This is a genomic window from Streptomyces sp. SAI-170, from assembly GCF_049739565.1.
GTDB lineage: Bacteria > Actinomycetota > Actinomycetes > Streptomycetales > Streptomycetaceae > Streptomyces.
Window position 1 is genome coordinate 7,148,032 of sequence record NZ_JBMGQD010000001.1, and the last position, 21,517, is coordinate 7,169,548.

At 75.6% G+C, this 21,517-nt stretch carries 17 protein-coding genes; 4 read left to right on the plus strand and 13 right to left on the minus strand.

Annotation, left to right across the window (positions count from 1 at the left end; genetic code table 11):
• Positions 1-59 precede the first annotated feature (59 nt).
• Complete coding sequence (gene amrS / locus RKD23_RS32205; RefSeq protein ID WP_424856880.1) at positions 60-1,091, plus strand: AmmeMemoRadiSam system radical SAM enzyme; 1,032 nt, start codon at positions 60-62, stop codon at positions 1,089-1,091.
• A gap of 31 nt (positions 1,092-1,122) precedes the next feature.
• Positions 1,123-1,335 (plus strand): radical SAM-modified peptide, FtsH ternary system-associated, encoded by a 213-nt coding sequence (locus RKD23_RS32210; RefSeq protein ID WP_424856881.1) that lies wholly within the window; start codon positions 1,123-1,125, stop codon positions 1,333-1,335.
• A 9-nt stretch (positions 1,336-1,344) separates the two neighbouring features.
• On the opposite strand, the gene RKD23_RS32215 is transcribed toward RKD23_RS32210, so the two are convergent.
• The 13 genes from RKD23_RS32215 to RKD23_RS32275 are packed head-to-tail and all read right to left on the minus strand — an operon-like array spanning position 1,345 to position 17,215.
• Positions 1,345-4,461, minus strand: coding sequence for a WD40 repeat domain-containing protein (locus RKD23_RS32215; RefSeq protein ID WP_424856882.1), 3,117 nt, complete (start codon positions 4,459-4,461; stop codon positions 1,345-1,347).
• Positions 4,458-6,263, minus strand: a complete 1,806-nt coding sequence (locus RKD23_RS32220; protein ID WP_424856883.1) for a hypothetical protein — start codon at positions 6,261-6,263, stop codon at positions 4,458-4,460. The genes RKD23_RS32215 and RKD23_RS32220 overlap by 4 nt, the downstream gene beginning before the upstream one ends.
• Positions 6,264-6,267: 4 nt before the next feature.
• Positions 6,268-6,975: a hypothetical protein gene (locus tag RKD23_RS32225; protein ID WP_424856884.1), complete on the minus strand. Its 708-nt coding sequence runs from the start codon at positions 6,973-6,975 to the stop codon at positions 6,268-6,270.
• Positions 6,972-7,235 (minus strand): hypothetical protein, encoded by a 264-nt coding sequence (locus RKD23_RS32230; RefSeq protein WP_424856885.1) that lies wholly within the window; start codon positions 7,233-7,235, stop codon positions 6,972-6,974. The genes RKD23_RS32225 and RKD23_RS32230 overlap by 4 nt, the downstream gene beginning before the upstream one ends.
• Before the next feature lie 15 nt (positions 7,236-7,250).
• Complete coding sequence (locus RKD23_RS32235; protein ID WP_424856886.1) at positions 7,251-8,045, minus strand: hypothetical protein; 795 nt, start codon at positions 8,043-8,045, stop codon at positions 7,251-7,253.
• A 24-nt stretch (positions 8,046-8,069) separates the two neighbouring features.
• A complete protein-coding gene (locus RKD23_RS32240) occupies positions 8,070-9,215 on the minus strand; it encodes an AAA family ATPase (protein WP_424856887.1) in 1,146 nt (381 codons plus the stop codon).
• Positions 9,216-9,249: 34 nt separating this feature from the next.
• Positions 9,250-11,100 carry an ATP-binding protein gene (locus tag RKD23_RS32245; protein ID WP_424856888.1) on the minus strand — a complete coding sequence of 617 codons (1,851 nt, stop codon included), beginning with the start codon at positions 11,098-11,100 and terminating at the stop codon, positions 9,250-9,252.
• Entirely contained in the window at positions 11,097-11,975 is an 879-nt protein-coding gene (locus tag RKD23_RS32250; protein ID WP_424856889.1) for a hypothetical protein, read from the minus strand. Before RKD23_RS32250 ends, RKD23_RS32245 begins: the two co-directional genes overlap by 4 nt.
• Positions 11,923-12,954, minus strand: a complete 1,032-nt coding sequence (locus RKD23_RS32255; RefSeq protein WP_424856890.1) for a JAB N-terminal domain-containing protein — start codon at positions 12,952-12,954, stop codon at positions 11,923-11,925. Before RKD23_RS32255 ends, RKD23_RS32250 begins: the two co-directional genes overlap by 53 nt.
• Entirely contained in the window at positions 12,944-14,422 is a 1,479-nt protein-coding gene (locus RKD23_RS32260; protein WP_424856891.1) for an effector-associated domain EAD1-containing protein, read from the minus strand. Before RKD23_RS32260 ends, RKD23_RS32255 begins: the two co-directional genes overlap by 11 nt.
• Entirely contained in the window at positions 14,419-15,558 is a 1,140-nt protein-coding gene (locus RKD23_RS32265; RefSeq protein ID WP_424856892.1) for a ThiF family adenylyltransferase, read from the minus strand. Before RKD23_RS32265 ends, RKD23_RS32260 begins: the two co-directional genes overlap by 4 nt.
• Positions 15,555-16,364 carry a hypothetical protein gene (locus tag RKD23_RS32270; RefSeq protein WP_424856893.1) on the minus strand — a complete coding sequence of 270 codons (810 nt, stop codon included), beginning with the start codon at positions 16,362-16,364 and terminating at the stop codon, positions 15,555-15,557. Before RKD23_RS32270 ends, RKD23_RS32265 begins: the two co-directional genes overlap by 4 nt.
• The gene (locus tag RKD23_RS32275; RefSeq protein ID WP_424856894.1) at positions 16,361-17,215 is read right to left on the minus strand and encodes an effector-associated domain EAD1-containing protein; all 855 of its coding nucleotides are present in this window, start codon (positions 17,213-17,215) and stop codon (positions 16,361-16,363) included. The genes RKD23_RS32270 and RKD23_RS32275 overlap by 4 nt, the downstream gene beginning before the upstream one ends.
• 237 nt (positions 17,216-17,452) lie before the next feature.
• Between RKD23_RS32275 and RKD23_RS32280 the strand changes: the two genes are divergently transcribed.
• Both RKD23_RS32280 and RKD23_RS32285 read left to right on the plus strand, forming a co-directional pair.
• The gene (locus RKD23_RS32280; RefSeq protein ID WP_424856895.1) at positions 17,453-19,654 is read left to right on the plus strand and encodes a hypothetical protein; all 2,202 of its coding nucleotides are present in this window, start codon (positions 17,453-17,455) and stop codon (positions 19,652-19,654) included.
• Positions 19,651-21,507 (plus strand): hypothetical protein, encoded by a 1,857-nt coding sequence (locus RKD23_RS32285; protein ID WP_424856896.1) that lies wholly within the window; start codon positions 19,651-19,653, stop codon positions 21,505-21,507. Before RKD23_RS32280 ends, RKD23_RS32285 begins: the two co-directional genes overlap by 4 nt.
• The last annotated feature ends 10 nt before the right edge of the window (positions 21,508-21,517 follow it).

The following is a 21,517-nucleotide window of genomic DNA, read 5'->3' on the forward strand; positions in this document are numbered from 1 at the left end:
GATGCGAGTACGGTGGAGGGCCTGGGCGGAGCGCGTGAAGCGGCCGACGGGGGTGAACGATGGACGGCGTGGACGGCGGCGCGTGGCTTCCCGCGGACTTCTACCGGCCCGTCGACGGCGGCCTGCAGTGCACCCTGTGCCCCTTCCGCTGCCGGCTGCGCGACGGTGACACCGGCGCCTGCAAGGTCCGCCGCAGGGAAGGCGACCGGGTCCTGACGGCGACCCGAGCCACCACCGTCGAGCATGTCTCGCCCGTCGAACGCAAACCGCTCTACCACTACCGGCCCGGACTGCCCCTGCTCACCCTCGCCCCGCCCGGCTGCTCGTTCCGCTGCGACTACTGCGTCAACTTCCGCCTCTCCCAGTACGGCCGTGATCCCGCGGCCCCCATCGCGCCGCAGCGCGCCACCGACCCGGCCGCCCTGGCCCGTTCGGCGGCGGAGCGCGGCGCCGGACTCGCCCTGTCCTACTCCGAGCCGTCCCTCGCCGCCGAACTCACCCTCGAACTCGCCGCAAAAGCAGCCCCGTTGGGGGTGCCGGTCGTCTGGAAGAGCAACGGCTTCCTCACTCCCGAGGCCGTCGCCCGGCTCGGTCCCGTGCTGGACGCCGTCAACGTCGACGTCAAGGCAGCCGACGAGCACGCCCATCGTGCGCTGACCGGCGCACCCCTCGCCCCCGTCCTGGACACCCTGCGTCGGCTGAAGGACGCCGGAGTGTGGGTCGAGGTGAGCACCCCGCTCGTGCCGGGCAGCAGCGACTCCGACGAACAGCTCGCCGGCATCGCGGAGTTCGTGGCCGGGCTCGGCCTCGACACCCCCTGGCACCTGCTGCGCTTCACCCCGACCTACCGCATGGACCGGCACCGGCCCACCCCGCCCGAGCGGCTGCGGCGGGCCGTCGCCCTCGGCCGCGAGGCCGGACTGCGGTACGTCTACGTCGAACGGGCCCTCGGCGCCGAGGGCCGCGCCACCCGCTGCCCCGGCTGCGGCACCGAGGCCGTCGCCCGCGAGCTGTGGGGGCGGGTCGACAACCGGCTGCACGAGGGGGCGTGCCGGGCGTGCGGGGAGCGGTTGGCCGGGGTGTGGCAGTGACGGACCCCTACTCATCGAAGGGAAACCGATTATGAGCGCCGAATACCGCTTCGTACCGGACCTGCCCGACCTCATCGACGCCTCGGAGTACGACCGCCACCCCGACGGCCAGCTCGTCCGTGTCCGGATCACCTGGGACGAGCAGGGCGTCGAGGTGCTCGGCGACGCGTTCCGGCCGGACGCCCTGGAGGAGCTGCTGGAGCGGATGGAGCCCGACGTGGTGGAGCAGATGCTCTGCGGCTAGCCGCCGCTGCTAGAGCCGGGCCAGTACGGCCGTCAGGACCCGGCGCAGTTCCTCGCCCCCCGGCTCCGGCGCCAGTACCCAGGTGTCGGGGCCGTCTGGGGCCACGGGATGCCGCGGGTAGTGCACGCGCAGGGTGAGGGAGCCCGGCAGCGGCAGGGGCGGCTCGTGCGGGTGGGTCAGCAGCAGGGTGCGGGGCTCGGCGGCGTCCGCGGAGCTCAGGCCCCGTGCCGCGCGGCGGGCCAGCGCGGCCGCCCGGACCGGGTCGGCGGGCTCCGGCCGTACCGGCGTCCACAGCCGGCGCAGATCCGCCGGGGCCGCCAGCCGTACCGGGGCGTCCCGGGCGTCGAGCCGTACCAGCGCCACCGCGTGCCCGGCCGCCATCAGGGCCGTGGCCAGCAGATGCGCGCTCAGCCGCAGGCAGCTGCCGACCTGGCCGTGCGCGGCGGCCGAGGTGTCCAGCACCAGTACGGCGTCCCGTTCGGTGAAGGGGAGCCGGCCCCGCCGGGTGCGGTAGAGCAGCGCGTCCTGCGCCCACAGGGCGTTCAACAGGGGCCCGGGCAGGGCCATCTGGGCCGGGACCATCCGGTCCGGCGGGCCATGGCGGGCCCACTGGGCGGGGGCGCCCGCGGTGGCCGGGCCGGGCACGTCGTCGCCGTGGGCCACCGGCAGCCGGGGCGGCAGACCCGTACGCCGCGTCGCCTCGGCCGCCGCCCGGGCCCAGGGCACGTCGGCGAGGCGCAGCGGCAGCGCGGGGTCCTGGGCCACCGCGTCCGGGCCCAACAGGGCCAGCAGCGGCAGGAGTTCGCGGTGGGTGCGGTCCAGCGCGGCGGACAGGTCGTCGCCGGTGACCGGCGTGCGCTCGGCGGGTTCGCCGCCGCCGCGCAGACCCCACTCCAGGGTCGTCCGCAGCTCCTGGAGCGGCACCCCGGGCGGCGGGGCGTACCGCGGGTCGGGGCGCAGCCGGGACGCCACGACCGCGCCGAGCGCCGGGTGCGCGTGCCGGGGCCAGCCGAGGTCCCGCAGGGCGCGGGCGGCCGTGCCCCGATGCAGCGCCCTGCGGTGCGCCGGGGGCGTCGGGGAGAGCAGCGCCGACAGCTCGGCCAGCGCGGACAGCGGTACGGCGGCGTCCACTGCGGCCGCCATCGCCCCCGCCTCGGCGAGGAACTCCGGCGACTCCGGCAGCCCGGGTCCCGGTTCGGGACGGCCGCCCGAGCCCAGGACGGGCCACAGCAGGGTGCGGCCGCCGGTGTACGTCGTGGCGAGCCGGCGGCCGTCCGGCGACCAGCGCACCGACCACAGCGGGCCGGGCGGTGTGTCGGGCTCCAGGGTCATCGCCAGGGTGCCCCGTGCCACGTCCCACACCTGCACCGCCGCCGTGCCCTCGCCCGGCCCGGGTGCCGCCAGCAGCGAGCCGTCCGGTGACCAGGCCAGCGCGGGCGCCCAGCCCCGTCCGCCGGGCGTGCCGAGCTCCCGCTGCACCCGCCAGGTCAGCGTCGACCACACCACCAGCGGGCCCTGCCCGGCGGCCGGGGTCGCGGCGAGCCGGCTGCCGTCGGGGGAGAAGGCGACCCGGGTGGCGAAGGCGCCGGAGGGCAGCTCCAGACGGCGGGCCCTGGCCGGCTCCGGCATGTGCCACAGCACCACGGCGCCCAGGGTCCCGGCCCCGAGCAGCCTGCCGTCCGGCGCCCAGCCGGGCCGGCCCGTGCCCTGGGGGAGATGCAGGCTGTGCGGGGTGCCGGCGGGGTTGCCTGCGGCGTCCACCGTGTGGACGTAGAGGTGCGTCGGGCCCGGCCCCGGCTCGGGGACCGCGAGCATCGCTCCGTCCCTGTGCGGCTCGGGGCACCATGCGGGCGCCTGGCCCCCGGCGAGTACGGCGCGCTGGGCGCCGGAGCCCGCGTCCAGCAGGGTCAGGCCCGCCCTTCCGTCACGGCTGGCGCAGGCCAGCAACGCATAAGGTGCCGGGGCGAGTTCCAGGTCGTGGGCGCCGCCCGGGCCGGTCGCGGCCGGAGCCGACCACAGCGCGCCGGGGCGGCCCGGCAGCAGCGCGCCCAGTGTGCCGGGCGCGGTCTCCAGGACGCACCGGCCGCCGGTGGCCGTCCAGGCGAACGCCGGGGCCCTGAGCGCCGTACCGGCGTCGTGCAGCGGCGAGGGCGTGCCGACGCGGGGCGCGTGGTCGCGCAGCGACGGCAGGGACCGGCCCACCGACCGGCACATCGCCGCCGCCCAGCCGCGCAGCAGCACCCCCACCCGCCGCTCGGCCGGGTAGGCCGCCGCGTCCGGCAGCTCCCACAGCTCGGTGCCGCCCGGCGCGGCGAACAGCACCCGGCCCGTCGGCGACACACCGAGGTCGCGCGGCGAGCCGAGCCGCGCGGGCAGCCGGGCCACCTCCTCCAGCGCCCGGTCGAACACCAGCACCACGTCCTGGTCGGTGCCCACCACCAGGAAACGCCCGGTCCGGCTGAAGCCCAGCCCCAACACGCCGCCCGGCGACGGCACTTCGGCGAGCAGACGGCCCGTCGCACGGTCGACCAGATGCACGCCGAGCACATCGGCGAAGGCCAGCGCGTCCCGGTCCGGCGACCAGGCGAGCGCGGTGACGCCCGTACGGCCGGTGCTGGGCGCGAAGTCCATGCGGACCGGCGCGACACTCCACAGTTGCAGCGCGGTCGCCGTCGCCAGGCACAGCTGGCGGCCCTGCGGGTCCCACGCGGGCGCGACCACCGGGTCGACGGCGGGCACCACCGCTGAGGCGTGCGTGGCCCGGTGGTGCACGAGCACCCCGCCTCCCGCACACGCCACCCGCAGTCCGTCCGGCGACACCGCCAGCGTGTGCGCGTCCGGCGGCGCCATGAAGCCCTCGCCGACCGGGGTGCCGGTGTCGCCGTCGCGGACCACGACCCGGCCCGACCGCAGCGTGAACACCTCCCCGCCGTCCGGGCCCCACGCCACCGCCGCCGGCGCCCCCTCCACGGGCACCGACCACAGCACCCGCCCGGTGTCGTCCCGGCAGTTCAGCGTCTCCTCGCCGAGCTGCACGAAAGCGGTCCCGTCGTGCGAGAGCCCAGTGCACGGGCCGTCCCCGGCCAGGGCGAGCACCCGCCGCAACCCGGGCAGCGCCCCCGTCACTCCTCCTCCGGCAGGTCCAGCGCGGCCTCCTCGAACAGCCGGGCGGCCTCCAGCAGGTCGCCCGCCGCGCGGAAGGCCTCCGCTGCGCCCTCCTTGTCGCCCAGCGCCCGCAGCCGCGCGGCACGTTCCAGCGCCCCGCCGGGGTCGGCGCCGGGACGGGACGCGGCCGCCGGGGTCGGCGCAGGTCCGACCAACTCCGTCAGTGCGTCCAGCAGTTCACGCCCTGCCGCGGACAGGCCCGCGGACACCTCGACGGGTCCCGGGGGCGCCCACAGCGTCCACGCGGGCACCATCCGCTCCAGTGCGTACCGGTGCCGGCCGCCCTGCCAGCACACGACCGCCGAGGAGTCGTCCACCGCGAACAGCCGCGCCCGCGCCGACGGCGGCAGCGGCGGCGCGAGCCCGTATCCGCACTCCAGGAAGCAGGCCCCGGGCCCGATCCGGCGCAGCGGCACCCCGAACGGCAGATCCCGCGCGAGCCCCACCGGCTCCAGCAGCAGATGCCGGCCCGGACCGGGCAGCAGGAACGCCACCTCGCCGAGCGGCCTGCCCGGCAAGTAACGCCGCAGTAAGGGGAGTTCGTCGTCGTGCAGCAGCACCGCGTCGACCTCGTCGCGCGCGTCGGGGTCCGCCACCACCCGCACCGGAGTGGCCGGGGCGGCGTGGAACGCGTCCGGCAGCCGGTACGGCGCCGAGGGCGGCGGCGGTTCCTCCGCCACCCCGACCAGCACGGCCGGAGCGGGCGCCGGACCGCCGAGCAGCCCGAGGCGCAGCGGCGGCCACTCCGCAGGGTCGCCGACGAGCCACAACTCCCCTTCCGGAACAGGGGAGTACAGCACCTCGTCGTCGACCGGCGGATGCAGCCGTACGTCGATCAGCAGCCGCTCGCAGCCCGCGACCGGCCGGCACACGCAGGTGCGCGGCAGCGCCGTCAGGGCCACGACCAGAGCGTGCGGCACGGCCTGAGGGGCGGACAGCTCCAGCAGCAGCGTCTCCCGCGCCTGCGCCTCGTCGCCGGCCAGCGGACGTGCCAGCACCGCCTGCGTGGTCACCTCCACCCCGAACGCCGCCGCCTGCCGCAGCACCGAGCCCAGCAACTGCCGTACGGTCAGCACCCGTACGACCGGACGGTCGGACAGCTCCGGCACGGCCGGTGGCAGCCGTGCCACGAGGTGCACGGCGTCGAGGCGCGGCCACGCGGTCACCTCGTCGATCCGGGCGGGCCCGTCGCCGTGAGGCGCGGCGAGCGCCCCATGGGGCAGCAACTGCCAGGGCTCGCCGCCGTGCAGCACGGTCAACTCCCCGGCCAGCGCCGGATTCAGCGTGCCGAGCAGCCATACGGCCGTGCCGCCCGGCTCGGCGTGACAGGCCCACTCCCCGCCGCCCGCCCGGTGCAGCGCGCCGACGGCGGCCAGCGCCCGGTGCGCGCCCGGGAACCGGCCCGCACTGCGCCACCGTACGGCGGACGGGGTGTCGTACGACGGACTCGGCGGCGGCAGCGGTGGCTCCTCCTCCTCGGCCGGGTGGGCCGGGCGGACGCTGAAGCGGACGCCCAGGTCCGGCGCGGCGGTGCGGTGTTCCGCCGGTGGGGGAGGGGCGGGCGTGGGCACGTGCCGGCTCGGCTGCACCGGCGGTGGTGCGCGGTGGCCGCGTGGGGGTGCACCGGGCTGTGCGGGCCTGGCCACGAACGGGGTGGGCGCAGTGGTGGGCGGCCGGGCGGCAGGGGTCTCGCCGGCGTTCCGGTCGTTCTCGGCCGCGATGCGGTTCAGCAGCCGCCGCAGCGGCCCGTCGGACGACGCCATCGGGTCACGGCCCTCCCGCCTGCGGGACGCCGGCCGTCGGCTCTGCGGGGTCTGCCGGCAGCCACGCCGTCGAGCCCAGGCGGTCCGCCGCCCAGTCGCGCCAGCGGGGGAGGACCTCGCCCGCGTCCTGGCCGTCGTAGGCGGCACGGAACAGGCGGGCGCCCCAGTCGAAGCGTTCGACGCGGTCGGCGGCCTCGACGCCCCACTCCAGCAGCAGACGGCGTTCGGTGCGGGCGGCCGGGGTGGGGAGCCGGTGCTCGATCCGGGGGAGGAGGGCGAGAAGCGGCTCGGCGGAGCCGCCGCCGAGGCGGTCGGCCAGCGCGCGGGCGAGTTCCAGGCGCAGTTGCTGCGGGCCGTGGCCCACGGCCGTGCCCGGGTCGCGAGCGGCGGCGGCCAGCAGCCGCCGGGCGGCCCCGGTCTCCCCGGTCAGCAGCAGCTCCCAGGCGGCCTCCAGCCGCCGGCCCCGCTCCTGCCAGCAGCGGGCCGCGAGATCCGGCCGGCCCAGCAGCCGGTAGCAGCGGGCGGCCTGCTCCGGATGCCCGGCCAGGCGGTAGGTGCGCGCCGCGTGCTCCAGGTCACCGGCCCGCTGATAGGCGTCCGCGGCCGACCAGCGCCAGCCCAGCAGGTCGTAGCAGCGGGCCGCCTCGGCGTGCGCCCGGACCTCGGAGTAGCAGCGCGCCGCCCGCAGCAGCAGCCGGGTGCGCGGGCTCACGACAGCTCCCGCTCGCCCTGCTCGGGATCCTCCGTCTCCTGCGTGCTCTGCCAGGAGGCCGGGGCGGGATCGTGCCGCCACAGCGGCCGCTCCTCCACCGGCAGGACCTCCTCCACGTCCGGTCTGCGGGCCAGCAGCCCGCCCAGCTCCGCGCTGATCCGGTCGTGCTCGGCGTCATGCGCCGGGCCGGAGCCCTCGCCCACGTCGTCGACCTGGAACAGCTCGACCTCTCCGGACTCGGTGTTGAACCGGAATCGCACCCGCACCCGCATCCGTCACAGCTCCAGCTCGAACTCGATGTCGATGCCGCCCTCGGACTCCTCCTCGCGGATGCCGGTGGCCCCGCGCTGTCTGGCGAAGTCGAGCAGCGCCTGCCGGTAGGCGGTGGCCAGCACGCCGTTGACCGCGCGCAGTCCGTCCTGCCCGAGCCGGCCGATCCGCTCGCGGTTGCGGGCGTCCAGCTCGGCCCGCACCCGCTCGCGCTCCTCGGCGAGGCGGGCCTGCGCGTCGGCGTCCGCCTGCTGCTGGAGCCGGTCCTGGGCCTCCTGCGCGGCCGCCGCCGATGCCCGGTCGGCCTGCGCGCGCAGCCGCCCGGTCAGCTCCCGGGCCCGGCGCAGCGCGTCGGCCTCCGCGGCGGCCTGGGCCTCGCTCTCGGCGACGCTGCGGGTGCGGCCGCCGAACCCGTCGGCGTAGTAGCGGCCCTCGCCCTGGCCGGTGACCTGGTCGGTGACCTCGCCCCGCAGCCGCTGCGAGGCGCTGCCCTCGACGGTGGCGACGTCCTCCAGGCGGGCGGTGACGACGAGTTCACCCGTACCGGGGATGTAGCGGACGCGGCCGTCGTCCAGTTCGTGGACATGTCCGTCCTGCTCGGCCCGCCAGCCGTCGGCCGTGGCCAGCGCGCGTTCGAAGACCTCCCGGGTGCGCGGCCCCAGTGTGCCGCCGAACGGGTGGGTCATCTCCAGTTCGCTGACCACCGAGTCGCTCGCGCCGGCGCGGCGCTCCAGTTCCAGCTCCCACGCCTCGACGACCTCCCGGGTGGCCTCGACGCGGACCCTGCGTGGATTGCACATGCAGTTGCTGTCCCCCCACCTGCGTCAGGCCCGCTCCAGCAGGGCCAGAGTGCTGTCGATGATACTCGCGACCTCCTGCTCGGCCTCCCTTTCCCCGGAAGCCGATGTCCTCAACTCCCGCCGCAGGGCGTTGAGTTGGCGCAGGACCCGGTCCACGGCGGCGGGCGGTGAGCCGGTCGTCACCTGACGGCCGAGCAGCCGCGCCTCCACGAGCAGGCGATGCACCGAGCGGGCGGGCTCGTCGGGGTCCTCGCCCGTGGTGCCGGCGCGCCGGCGTACGGCCTCCTGTACCACCGGCGCGTGCGCCGGGTCCGACCAGAAGTGCGCCAGCGGCCACAGATCGCCCGGCTCGGCCCTTACCCGCTCCGCGCGCAGCGCGGCCGCCGCGACCAGCCGCAGGCCCCGGATGACCCGCCGGTCCGACAACGTCACGCCCTGGCCCAGCAGTTCACGGACCAGCTCGGTGTACTCCGGGGTCACCGCGGTGAGATCGGCGTGCGCGAGCTGGCGGCCCAGCCGGTCCAGCTCGTCCGGCCCGATCCACTCGTGCTGGTCCCCTCCCGAACTCCGACCGAGAGCCTTGGCCAGCAGCTCCTCCAGACGGCCCTCGGCGACCGGCGGCACCGTCAGCCGCAGCAGGAACCGGTCGGCGAACGCCAGCAGGGACGGGTCCTGCGGCATCCCGTTGGCCGCGCCGACCAGCGTGATCAGCGGCACCGGCGCGACCTCGTGGCCGTTGTGGAACACGCGCTCGTTCATCACCGTCAGCAGGGTGTTCAGGATCGGGCTGCCGCTCTGGAAGATCTCGTCCAGGAACGCCACACGCGCGGCCGGCAGCATGCCCTCCGTGCGCACCCGGTACACCCCGTCGCTCTGGAACGCGGGCACGTCCACCGGCCCGAACAGCTCGGCGGGCTCGGTGAACCGGGTCAGCAGCCGCACGAACGGACGGCTGCCCAGGCCCGCCGCGAACCGGGTCACCAGGTCCGTCTTGCCCGTGCCCGGTGGACCGAGCAGCAGCATGTGCTCGTGCGCGAGCACCGCCACCTCCAGCAGGTCCAGCGCGAGCCGGCGCCCCACGAAGTGCTGCTCCACACTGCGGCCCAGCGCCTTCAGCCGGTTCACCGCGCCGATGTCCGTCTCGCTCCACGCGGTCGGTGCGCTGGTCATCGGCCCTCCGGGGAGTACGCGGTCGGTGCGCTGGTCATCGGCCCTCCGAGATCATTTCCAGGCGCCCCTGCTGGAGCCGCCCCACCAGCCAGCCCAGCCGGCGGGCGTCCGGCTCGATGCCGTGCAGGTGCTTGCCGACGAACGCGTCCCGCATCAGGGCCCGCAGCTCGTCTCCGTTGCGCCGCGCGGTGGCGTCGGCGATCAGCTCCAGCACCTCGTCGTCCAGCTCGATGTGGTACCGGCGGGCGTGATGGCGCAGGATCGCCCGCCGCGCGGTCACGTCCGGCAGGGAGATCGCGATGGAGCGGAACCGGCTCGGCCGCAGCAGGGCCTTGTCGATGATGTCGATGCGGTTGGTGGTGCCGATCACCAGCATCGGCACCTCCGGCCGGAAGCCGTCCATCTCCGTGAGGATCTGGGCGACCACGCTGTTGCCCGCCCGGCTGCCGCCGTCCGGCCGGTTGGTGCGCTCCATCGTGATCGCGTCGATCTCGTCGAACACGATCACCGCGGGCGCGCTGCGCCGGGCCGACGCGAAGATCTCCCGCACCTTGCGCTCGCTCTCACCGACGTACATGTCGGTGACCTCGGGGCCGGACACCACCTGGATCGTGGCGTTCATGCCGTTGGCGATCGCCTTGGCGAACAGCGTCTTGCCCGTGCCGGGAGGGCCGTAGAAGATGATCCCGCGCGGGACCAGTTCGCCGCGGACCTCCTCCATGTCGTCCGGCAGGCTCTGTGCCCCGCTGATGATCGCCAGCGTCTGCCGGATCTCGTCCTTGACCTCGTCGTAGCCGCCGATGTCCTCCAGCGTGACGTCGGGCACCTCGAAGTGGGAGGACTGCTGCGCCTTGAAGGTCAGCAGGGTCTCGCGCAGATCCTGCAGCGTCGCCCGCTTGGGCTGGTCGCGGTGCTTCTCATGGGCGTACCGCATGGCCTGCCGCAGGCGTACGGGGTTCATGCCGGCCACGTGCTTGTAGAACTCGCGCGGCTGGAACCCCTCGAAGGTGCCGGCCTCCTCCTGGGTCACCAACGCCCGCCCCAGCGGGGTCTGTTCGACGTCCGGCGTCCTGACCTCGGGCGGCAGGCCGCTGAGGGTGACCCGGGCGCTGAACCGCTCGGCCAGCACGTCCGGCAGCGGCAGGGTGGGGTCGGCGAAGGCCAGCACCAGTTGGTCGGGGAAGGCGTACAGCAGCTCCACCAGCTCCCGGGCCTCGGCGTGCCGGCCCAGGTCGTTGCTGCCCGCGAGCAGGTCGAGGTGGGTGAGGACGATGACGTCACCCTCCTTCAGCTCCTCCAACTGGGCGCGCAGCCGGGCCAGTCGGCGCTGGCGCAGGTTCATCGACGACTCGGACATGCCGGCCATCGGGTCGCGCGGGTCGCCGCCGGGGTCGTCCGCCGAGTCGTCGTCGAGGCGGATGCCGCGGCATCCGGCGAGCGTGACCATCTCCTCCCATAAGTGGGTGACCACGAGCTTCTCGCTGATCACCAGCACGGGAAGCCGGCTGCGCAGCAGCGAGGCGACGTGCTCGATGTGCGGGTAGTAGGCGCGGCGCACCGCCTCGGCGTCGGTGATTCGCTCGGGGTGACCGGCGTCCAGCGGCACCGCCTCCACGGCCGGCGGGGGCTTCTCCAGCGAGGGCCGCTCCGCGGCGGGCGCGCCCGGCGGCGCGAACAGCGGTGTCCCCGGAGGGAGTTCGGACCGCAGTCGGCAGTCGGCCGCGAAGTCCGACCAGGGCAGGTCCAGCAACTCCGGTTCCAGCGGCTCCAGGAGCCACACCTCACAGGAGGCCAGCACCTCCCGCAGCGGGCGGCCGTCGGGCGCGGAGTACAGCGTCATCCGGCCGTCGTGGTCCGTCGTGGCCAGACGCAGGGGGCGGGTCATCGGCCGAGCACCTCGCGCAGGTCCTCCCACTCGCGGATACGGCCGTACACGCGCTGGAGCGTCACCCCCGCGCGGTAGCCCTGGAGCATCCGGCGCCGGCGCAGCTCCTCCGGGTGGCGCCGGGCGAGCACGGCCAGCGGCTCCCACCAGTCCAGCGTGGCCCGCGCCCACCGGCCGCCCGCGTCCTCGTCGAGCAGCCGGGCCGGGCTGTCGCGCAGCAGCTCCCGCACCCGGTCGGTGTGCCGGCCGTAGCTGTCGGCGTGCCGCAGCAGGGCCGTCTCGTACACGTCGTACACGACTGTTCTCTCCCCCGGGGTGAAACGGAACCGGCGCAGCAGCGACGCGCGGTAGCGGGCGGTCTCCGGCGACCCGGGTGGTGCCGCGAGGGCGGACACGGCGGCGCGCCGGCCCTCGGGGTGGGCCAGGAGCCGGTCGAGCAACTGGGCGCAGCGTTCCTCGCCGCCCGGCGGCGGACGGTCGAAGAGCGCGGTGAGCGGCGAGGTCCGCAGCAGCCCGGGGCGCAACGGGTCCTCCGCCGGCGTCGTCGCCAGCGCGTGCGCCACCAGGCCGTGACGGGCCATCACCTCCCGTACGGAGGCGGGCTCGCGGGCCCCGTCGAGTGCGGTGCGGGCGGCGTCCGGGTCCTCGCGGACCACCACCGCGGCGGCGATCAGCAGCGGCTCCAGGCCCGTCGGGCCCGGGTCGCCGAGCGGCGGGTCGGACAGCCGCAGCCGGGCCGCGGTGACCCGGGCGAGGCGCTCGAGCAGCAGCACCGGGTCGCCGCAGGCGGGCGGCGCCGGCGCGGGCCCCTCGGCGGCCGGGTCAGTGATGGCCCAGTGAAGGGTGCGCACTACGGCGGCTGTCAGTGTCGTCATCGAGGCTCCGGATCGGACACGACGCCATCCAGTCGGCGGAGGCGGCGTAGCAGCTGAGGATCCGCCTGGTGGAGGTCAGATTGATCAGCGCGGCCACCTGCCAGGGGCGGCGGAAGGTGTCGCGGTGCAGGTCGATGTCGGTGCGGGACAGGCCGATGGTGCGCTCCGTCTGGAACAGATGCGTGTGGTACCAGCCCACGAGCTGCCGCTCCGGATGGTGCTCGCCGAGCGTGCGGCTCATCGCGCGGAACGAGTCGCCGGTGAAGGTGAAGTGCATCAGGGACGCGCCCGAGTGCTCGGCGGGCAGCACCTGGTCCACGATCACCGCGTACCGCTCGGGATCGTCGGCCCGGCGGAACGGCCGCCCCACCAGGAAGCCGCCCTCCTCCACCTCGGTCGACAGATCCATCTCCATCAGCCGCCGCTGCACGCCCGCGCCCAGCAGCACGGTCACCGGCTTGTCGGCCTCCTCCGGCACCACGCCGTACTCGGCGAGATCCAGCAGCGGCACCTGCGGCTCGGCCGCCGGGCGGATGCCGAAGGACAGCCGCGCGGACCGGGAGACGTCGATGTCGTCCGTGCCGTCCACCACGGGCGGCAGCCGCTGCGCGTCCTCCGCGGCCGGCAGCCCGGCGATCCGGAACGCCCAGTGCCGCTCCTCGGGGGCGATCTCCCGCGCCACCCGGGCGAGGACCGGGCCGACCAGGCTGTTCACCGCGTAGGGCTTCTGGTGGACCACGCGTCCCTCCACATGGATCGAGACATGGATGTACCCGAAGTCGGGCCGCAGGTTGGTGAGTGCGGGGTCTCCCTCGTAAGTGTCGGGTCCGGGGTCGTTGCGCAGCCTGAGCTGGAAACGGGGGCGGCCCGGGTGCGGGGCCAGCTCCTCGGCGAAGACCGGGCGCACCAGCTCGATCAGCGGCTGGGTGCGCACCAGCTGCCGCGACTCGCCCTGGTACAGCTCGATGTCAAGTGCCATCGGCGGCCCCGTCCGTAGGCGTTATCCGCAGGGCGCTGACGCGCAGCGCGGCCCCCTGGGCGGGCGGGTCGTCCACCGGGGGCTTGCCTCCGATGTCCTCGATCATGGCCCTCCCCTCCTCGGTCAGGGCCCAGGCCGCCGCAATCGGGTTGAAAGGGTCCCTGATCTCGTAGGTACGATACCCAGCCATGTCCACGAGCAGCTGGCACAGTTGGCCGAAGTCGAGCGTGGGCCGGTAGGACTCGGCCAGCATCCCCAGGCACACCGCGCCCTCGGCTTCGGGGCGGGCCGGGTCGGGGCCAAGGATGTTGGGGTGGAAGACGGGGCTGAGCCAGGCCGCCTTGGGTGCCGTCAGCGGGAAGTGCTCGCCCAGCCAGATCAGTACGTTGTGCCGGTTCTGCCGCTCCGGGCGCGGGAAGGCGTCCGCAGACGCGTGCTCGGGCAGCCGCAGTCCCGTCGCGGTGAAGCGGATCTCGTAGTCGGTGGGGAACTCCGGGTCGTCCGTGTCGACGATCTCGAAGTCCTCGTGACTGTGCGCGTAGCGGTGCATTTCCTCACGCACCCGCAGAATGGCCTGCATCCGCAGCTCGGCGTGGCCCGCGGTGGCCTCCGGGTACACGCTCAGGGTGTCGCCGTCGTGCACCCCGGCCGCGTGCAGCGACTGGGCCGGGTCCAGGCGGTGGAAGCTGCCGTCGGGCTGCTGGTGGTCCACGACCGTGCGCGGCCGCCTGCCCATCCGGCCCTCGTAGTGGGCGAGCACCGCCGCGGCGATGTCCCGCACCGGGGTGATCGAGGGCACGCCCGCCAGGTCGTACGGCTGCTGGTCGGGGCCGTGCACCCGCAACTCCTCCAGCAGATACGGGCGATGGTCGTACACCTCCTGGAGGACCTCCAGGTCGGGCTGGGCGCCCGCGGCCACCAGCCGGCGGCGCACCTCGTCCAGCTGGAGCTGCGACAGCTCGTACGTCAGCGACAGCGCGATCTGGCCGACCTGGGCGCCCTCGCCCTGGCTGACGAAGAACAGCTCCGCGCGCGGGTCGAGGCGGCGCACCTCCTCGATGAACGCGGCGTGGTGGGTGCTGCACACGAACACCAGCGTCGGGTACGAGCCGGACTCCGCGGCCTGCGGCCGCGCCTGCGCGGCGGGGCCCGGCGTGGGGGCCGCCGCGGCGGGCTGCTCGGCGCGCGAGGGCTGCGGGGGAGCGGTCACCGGCTCCAGCGCCTCGACGGCGGCCCGGAACACCGGGTTGCCCGGGTACCCGGTGTGCACCGCCCGCGCCAGCAGCGCCTCGCCGTCCACCATGACGCCGGCCTCGATGAGTCTGCGGATCTCCGTCCAGTAGTAGCGGGCGGACAGCTCCACGTTCGGCAGATGCCCCTCCGGGAAGCCGATGGAGCGCAGGATGATCTCGCCCTCGTGCGGGTTGATGCGTCCCCGCTGGAGCTCTCGGTACAGCTCTTCCCTCACCGCACACCCTCCGTCGTCGCACGCCGTCCCCCGGCGGTGCCGCCCTCACCGATCACGCCCGGCACGTCGTCACCGGCCGGCGCCAACTCCACGTATCGCAGCCCCGTTCCGTCACGGCGGGCGACCGGCAGGATCTCGCGCGGGGCCACGCCCAGGTCGACCAGACGGGCTCCGGCGGGGGCCGCGCGCAGACGGGTGGTGACGGAGCGCAGTGCTGGCCGGCCCGGCACCGGGCGGGCGAAGCCGGCCCAGGTGAGCGGCTCCTCCTCGGCGCCGACACGGGCGAGCAGTTCACCGACCGTGGCCCGGCCGTCCAGCGGCAGCACCGGGACCTGCCCGGGGAGCCGCTCGTGCAGCGGGCAGTCCGGATCGGCCCCGGGCGTCCACGCCCCGCCGAGCGGCGACGCCGACCCGGCCGCGTCGATCCGCAGCGGACCCTCGGGCACCGACAGCCGCAGCAGCAGTCGTACGGCGAAATTCGCCAGCCACGCCCCGACCAGCGCGGAGACGGGCGCCGAGGCACCCGCCGGGGCGAGCGGGCCGGGCGCGGCGCACGACCAGGGGTCGTCCTGCACGGCCCGCTCCGCAGGGGTCAGCCCGCAGGCCCGGCAGCGCCCGCCCGGCGGGTACCAGCAGGTCTCGCCGCCCCAGGGATGCGTGCCGCCGTCCAGCAGACCCGTCCCGGCGAGCGTGCAGCGCCCGGCCAGCGAGATCCGGGCCGCCCGGCTGTCCAGCGCGGCCACCACCAGATCGGCCTCGCGCAGTTCGGCCAGGCCCACACCGGACACGTGCGGCGCCTCGCGCGCGTCGACGACCGTGTCCGGGGCGAGGCCGGCGAGCGCCTCGGCGAGGACCCGCGCCTTGGGCCGGCCCACGTCGGCGGCACGGAACAGCGGGGTGCGGCTGAGGTTGCCTACCTCGACCGTGTCCGGGTCGGTGACGACCAGCCGGCCCAGCCCGGCCAGCGCCAGCGACTGCGCGACCGCGTTGCCCAGCGCCCCCGCCCCGGCCAGCACCACCGTCGCCCCGGCCAGCCGCTGCTGGTCCCAGCCGGGCACCAGGGCGTGGCGGGCGTAGCGCCCCCGGGGCGTGCCGTCCTCCGGCCCTCGCGCGCGGCGCTGCCCGGCCGCGGTCACCGCGGGTCCCGCAGCGCGTTGAGCATCAGGCACGGCACCGCGGGATGCTGGGCCTTCCAGTCGTCGTAGCAGACCAGGCCGTGGTCGGGGTCGCGGTGCACGGCGCAGGCGCAGTTCGGGGAACTCGGGCTGCACGTGCAGTGGATGACCATCTCGTCGGGGCGGAAGGTGTGCCCGCACACCCAGCAGCGGTGCCGGGTGGGTGCCCCGCCCGCAGTGCCGGGGATCAGCCGCAGCAGTTGGTGGTCGCGGTGCAGGCGGACCGTGCACAGCTGCGGGGGAGGCGGGTTGGCCTCGTCCAGGCCGCGGTGGAACAGCTCGGCCGCGGCCGTGGCGCCCTCCGTCGCCTCGGGGTTGAGACAGTCCAGGCGCCGGCTGTGGTGCTTGAGGACCACACCGGTGCCGGAGTCCGAGCGGTGGATCGAGATCTGCTCGCCCAGCCGGAAGGAGTGGTGGCACACCGGGCACGTCGTCCCGGCCCGGCCCAGCTTGCGCAGCAGCTGGGAGGTGACGACGGTGACCTCCACACCGGGCTCGGCACCGCCGTCGCCGTGCCCGGCTTCCCCGGCCTGGTCCCAGGTCCGCTCCCCGGCCTGCTTTCCGGGCAGCGGCAGGTCGGCCTGGTCGCGGCGGCCGCCCGCCTGGCCGACCAGGAACTCGTACGCCGTCCGGCTCGGGACCCGCGCGGACGCCTCGCGCGCCTCGGCCTCCGCCCGCTCCCGCTCCCGGCTGCGGCGGCGCCGCTCGGCCACGTCCACGCCCTGCGGCACCGGGACGCCCCCCTCGCGGGGCTGCTGCGTGGTCATCCGGCGCTCACCACCCGCCGCAGGTCGGGCGTGCCGCCGGGGCCGAGGCCGACCGTGGCGACGCCGGAGTCGAAGGCCCGCTGCCAGGACTCGCCCAGCGCGAGAGCGGAGTAGTAGCCCTGGCTGAAGGCGAGCGCGTCCCGGTCCGGCAGCCGCTCCGCGGAGCCGATCACCTCGCGCACGTGCGGGCTGATGACATCCAGATAGCGGCCGAGATGACAGGCGTTGAGGACGGCCACCGACACACCGCCCGCCGACTTCAGCACCCCGGCGAGCCCCTCGGCGCTGACCGGCGCGACCCGGCCGTCGTCCTCCTCCAGGAGCAGATAGCCGTTGGGGGAGCCATGCCCCGCGAAGTGCACGATGTCCGGCCGGTGTTCGCTCAGCGCGGGCAGGATGTCGTGGCGGCGCGTCGCGGCCGACAGCTCCACCCGCAGCGTCCGCCGCCGGCCGCGCCGGGCCGCCTCCTCGATGGTGCGGTACTCCCGGCGCAGCTGTAACTGCGAGGCCTCCCGCGGCCCGGCCAGCAGACAGAGCACGGTCAGCTCGTCCGCGGGAGCGCCCTGCGACCCGTTCGCCACCGCGCTCAGCACCGCGTTGCCCGGGAAGTCCCGGTGCGCCGCCGCCACCAGGTCCTCCAGGGTGAAGGCGAACGCCCCGTTCTCGATGGTCAGACAGGCCTGGAACCAGCTGTTGAGCGGCACCTGCGCGCCCGCGAAGTGCGGCAGCCGCGACAGCTCCGCCCCCAGGCCCTGCAACAGCGCCTGGGCACCGACGGGGTCCGGGTACAGCGCCGCGATCTCCCGCAGCACGCCGTCGCGGTACAGCCCCGCCGCGGTGAGACCCGCCATCGCTGCCCCCTCCCCGTCACAAGCCGGTGGCTTTCGACTGTAGCGGGACCCCGCGGACCCCGAACCTCCTTTGCGGAACAGGAGTTGATCAGACGTCAGGCGGGACGCGCGACCGGAACACCCGATCCGGTGCAGTGCTCCAACTGGGCGCCGTACGGGCCGTGTTCTGTGATAGTTGGTGTGCGGACGGGACCGGCCGGACGGGCACACGGTCCCCGACCGGGAGGTGACGCGGGGGTGGGTGACACGGGGGCGGAGGAGATGCGGGAGCGGCCGCCGGGGGCCGAGGGGTTCCGGGAGCGGCGATCCGGCGGGGAGGAGTTCCGGGGCAGACGGCCCGGGGCGGGCGGCCGGGAGCCGGTGTCCTTCGCACTGCTGGCGGAGACCGGCGAACAGTCCCGCTTCGACGACCCGCCCTACCTGACGCGGCGACTGCGCCGGACCCCCGGCCGGCATCCGGTCATGGTGCAGGAGGCCTCCGGTCCTGACGCGCAGGACCGCATGCGCCGCCACTTCGAGCTGTTCGGCGCCCTCGCCGACTTCCACGGCCCGCGCCTGCCCCGCCAACTGGTCCAGGTCCTCGCCTACGACGACACCGCCGGGCCGCACCGGCTGCTGATCGACCGCCGCGGCACCCGCCTCGCCGACCTCGGCTCCCCGGACCCGCTGCACGGACCCGGACTGCGCCGGACGGTCCAGGACCTGTTCGAGGCCGTCGCCGCACTGCACGAGCCGCGCCTGGTGCACGGCCGGATCGGCCCCGAGTACCTGTGGTGGGACCCGGCCGACGGACTCCAGCTGGCCGGCCTCGACGGCGCCGTACGCGCGGGCGAGCCGCTGCCCGACCGGCCCGTCACGCCCTGGGACCCGCCCGGTTTCCGGCCCGGGCTGCCCGCCGGTGCCGAGCAGGACGTGCACAGCGCGGCCCTGGTCGCGTTCTGGATCGCCACCGGCGAGACCGTCCCGCGCGGCGCCTCCCGCGAGCATCTGCACGCCCTGCTGGACCGGGGTCATGAGGACTGGCTGCGCGCACTGATGCAGGCCGCATTCCCGCTCGGCTCCGGCGTGTTCGCGCCCGCCCGGGAACTGGCGCGGCGCCTCGCCGGGGACGACGGGGGAGCCGGGCTGTTCGAGCGGCCGTTCGCCGAGCAGGCGCGCCGCCGGGAGGAGCTCGCCCGCCAGGAGTTCCACACCCTGCGGGCCCGGCGCCGGCAGGCCGGCGGGGGCCCCGCCGCCACCGCCGTACGAAGCACGGGTGCCGCGGACGAGCCGCCGGACTGGTGGCGGCGGCTGCGGGTGCGCCTGCGCCCGCAGCGCGACCCCGACCTCGCCCGCGGACTCGTCGTCGAGTGCCCGATGTGCCTGCGGGACCTCGCGTGGGACACCGCCGACCGGGTCGTCCTCGACGAGGCCCGCGGCATGGTGCCCGAGAGTGAACTCACCCCGGAGGGCAGCGAGGCCCGCAACGCCCAGCTCGCCCGCACCTACGTCGTCTGCCCCGGCAACGACGACGTGCCGCAGCACGAGATCCCGTACCGCTACCCGTCGTTCGGCACCGAACCGGTCCGTGTCGGCCTCGTCGGCGCCTCCACCACCGGCAAGTCCCATCTGCTCGCCGCGATGATCGACCAGGCCCGCAAGCCCACCGTCATGGCGCGATACGGCTTACGCGTCGAGGCCCTGGACCCGCTGCACTACCACCGCTACCTCACCGAGACCGTCACGCCCTTCATCGACGGCCGCCAGGAACTGCGCGCCACCGTCGACCGGCCCGACGCCCGCTACTCCACCGGCATGGTCGTCACCGACGAGCGCACCGGCCGCTCGCACAGCGTCATCTTCTTCGACGTGGCCGGCGGCCGGCTGGAGCGCACCGGGCGCGACATGGACTTCCTCAACCGGCTCAACGCCCTGCTGTGCGTGGTCGACCCGACCCGGGTGCCCGGCCTGACCGGGCAGCGCGGCTTCGCCGGCCGCGACCCTGCCTTCGAGCACGTCCGCCAGCGGCTGCGCCAGCAACTCGCCGACCCCGCCGTGCCGTTCCTGCCCGTGCCGTGCGCGCTCGTCGTCACCAAGTGCGACCTGCTGCGCTTCCGCGGCTACCGGGAGATCGACGGCTGGCTGCACGAGAAGCCCGACGCCGAGGGCGACCTGTCCACCATCGAGCGGGAGAGCGAGGACGTGCACGCCTTCCTCCAGGCGCGTGGCGGCGGAGACTGGCTCCAACTGCCCGGCGAATGCCGCTGGTCCACCCTCCACCTCGCCTCCGCCACCGGCACCACCCCGCGTGAACAGCCCAGCGGGCCACGGCTGTTCGACGAGGCGATGTTCCGCCAGCAGCGCGTGCTGCGGCCGTTGCTCGCCCTGTTCGCGATGCGCGGCGTGATGACCGGCCCGGCCGCCGACGCCGTCCTCGGCACGGGGGAGCGCACCGCATGATCCGGTCCGCGCGCGCCGACCTCACCGTCTACCGCTGGTCCGAGCGCTCCCTGATCGGCCGCGGCGACGTCGGCCCTGTCACCACCTCCCTGGAGCGGGAGGCACTGCTGCGCTGGAACAGCCGTATCGAACACCTGGTGTGGGCGGCCCAGGACGACAGCGGTGACCTCTCGGACACCGCTCCCGGCTTCGTCTACCTGCGCTACGGCCACGAGGCCGCCCTGCTGCGCAAGGTGCCCGCCCGCGACCCGCACGGCCGCTCCGGCTCCACCCTCACCCATGTCCTCACCGGCCCCGCCGACAGCATGGACCTGCATCTCGCGCTCGCCGCCTGCCGCAGCGACTGGGACGACTGGCTGCCGCCCCGGGCCCGCCAGGACGCCCTCCTCGACGAACGCGGCCCCCGCGGCCCCGAGGACGAGCTGCTGCCGCGCGTCCCCCTGGACCGGGTCCGCGCCCTGCTGCTCCAGCGCGAGCACCTCCTCGACGACCTGGACACCGCCGCCCTCGCCCTGCCCGAGGAGCTGCTGACCCGGCTCGCCGAGGCCCTCATGGAGCACCCCGGCGCCCCGCTCACCGTGGTCGGCTCGCCCCTGCCGGGCGAGGTCGTGGTGCACGCCCTGGCCGAGCTGCTCAGCCACGTCGTGGTCGGAGACTGGACGTTCGCCACCCATGAGGAGTCCGACGCGGCCCGCGAACTCCCCCAGTTCGTCTTCGTACGACCCGACGCGACGGCCGGACTCCAGGGCACCCGGCGCCGGATCGACGCCACTGCCCCCGACGGCACCGACGGCCCCGCCGGCCCGCTGCGAGGACACGCGGCCCTCCTGGTCCGGCTGCACCGCCGCCGCGGCCGGCACGCCCTGGCCCGGCTGCGACCCCCGCTGCCGCTGACCTCCGCCGAGCAGGTCCAGCACTGGGTCGAGCAGCACAGCGTCGCCCCCGGCCTGCTCAGCGACCTCACCAGCCTGCTGGAGGCCGCCCCGCACGGCGACCTCTCGCCTACCGAGGCCGCCTATCTGCACAGCCGGGCCGCACTGCCCCGCGTACGCCTCGAACTGTCCCGGCTGACCGACGGCCACCTGGCCGCCCTGCTGCACGCCTGGTCCCCCTTCACACCCGAACTCGCGCCCTACCCGCAGGTGCGCGAGGAGATCCGGCTGGCTGCCGTGCAGCGGTGCTTCGACGCCGCGGCCGCGGTCGCGGCGAGGCCCGCCGGCGAACTGGAGGGCGTCCTGCGCGCCGCCCCGCCCGACGCGGGCCTGGTGCGCGGCGTGCTCGGCGAACGGCTGGAGCTGGCCGTCCGCCGGGCCGAGGTCTTCGACGTGGTGCCCCTGCTCTCCTGCGCCGCCCGGATCGGCCTGTCCCGGGCGGGCCTCGACGACTTGACGGAGGTCCTCGTGGGCCGGTTCTCCACCACCGAGCTGATCCGCGAGATCGACCGCATCAGTCGCGCCGAACCCGAACGCGCCCGCGCCCTGCTGGAACGCTGCGCCGAGCGCGGCACCGCCCGGGGACGCCGCGACGCGTACGACATGCTGCGCCGCACCGAGTTCCTCGCGGAGGCCGTGGACCGCATGGCCCCGCAGAACCCCGCGCGGGCCGTCCAGCTGTACGGCCTGCTGCTGCGCTGGACCATCGGCCCCCGCCTCGGGCCGCGCGCGGTGACGGCCGTCCTCGAGGCGGCGGGCTCCCGCCCGTCGCCCGCCCTGCTGTGGGCGCTGCTCGACGGCTGCCGGCGCGGCCGGGCCCACAGAGCCGTCGTCGCCGTGGTCGTCGACCAGTACTTCCGCCTCCAGCTGCCCCACCCCGCCGACCGGCGCGGGCCCTACCCGCACGACGCCCGTGACTGAGGGAGAACCA

What these genes read in the sequence shown, in the direction of transcription:
- RKD23_RS32275 (WP_424856894.1), bottom strand. Translation starts at nt 17,215, where the DNA reads ATGGCGGGTCTCACCGCGGCGGGGCTGTACCGCGACGGCGTGCTGCGG.
- RKD23_RS32245 (WP_424856888.1), bottom strand. Translation starts at nt 11,100, where the DNA reads ATGACCCGCCCCCTGCGTCTGGCCACGACGGACCACGACGGCCGGATG.
- RKD23_RS32255 (WP_424856890.1), bottom strand. Translation starts at nt 12,954, where the DNA reads ATGGCACTTGACATCGAGCTGTACCAGGGCGAGTCGCGGCAGCTGGTG.
- RKD23_RS32285 (WP_424856896.1), top strand. Translation starts at nt 19,651, where the DNA reads ATGATCCGGTCCGCGCGCGCCGACCTCACCGTCTACCGCTGGTCCGAG.
- amrS (WP_424856880.1), top strand. Translation starts at nt 60, where the DNA reads ATGGACGGCGTGGACGGCGGCGCGTGGCTTCCCGCGGACTTCTACCGG.
- RKD23_RS32250 (WP_424856889.1), bottom strand. Translation starts at nt 11,975, where the DNA reads ATGACGACACTGACAGCCGCCGTAGTGCGCACCCTTCACTGGGCCATC.
- RKD23_RS32270 (WP_424856893.1), bottom strand. Translation starts at nt 16,364, where the DNA reads ATGACCACGCAGCAGCCCCGCGAGGGGGGCGTCCCGGTGCCGCAGGGC.
- RKD23_RS32240 (WP_424856887.1), bottom strand. Translation starts at nt 9,215, where the DNA reads ATGACCAGCGCACCGACCGCGTGGAGCGAGACGGACATCGGCGCGGTG.
- RKD23_RS32235 (WP_424856886.1), bottom strand. Translation starts at nt 8,045, where the DNA reads ATGTGCAATCCACGCAGGGTCCGCGTCGAGGCCACCCGGGAGGTCGTC.
- RKD23_RS32220 (WP_424856883.1), bottom strand. Translation starts at nt 6,263, where the DNA reads ATGGCGTCGTCCGACGGGCCGCTGCGGCGGCTGCTGAACCGCATCGCG.
- RKD23_RS32210 (WP_424856881.1), top strand. Translation starts at nt 1,123, where the DNA reads ATGAGCGCCGAATACCGCTTCGTACCGGACCTGCCCGACCTCATCGAC.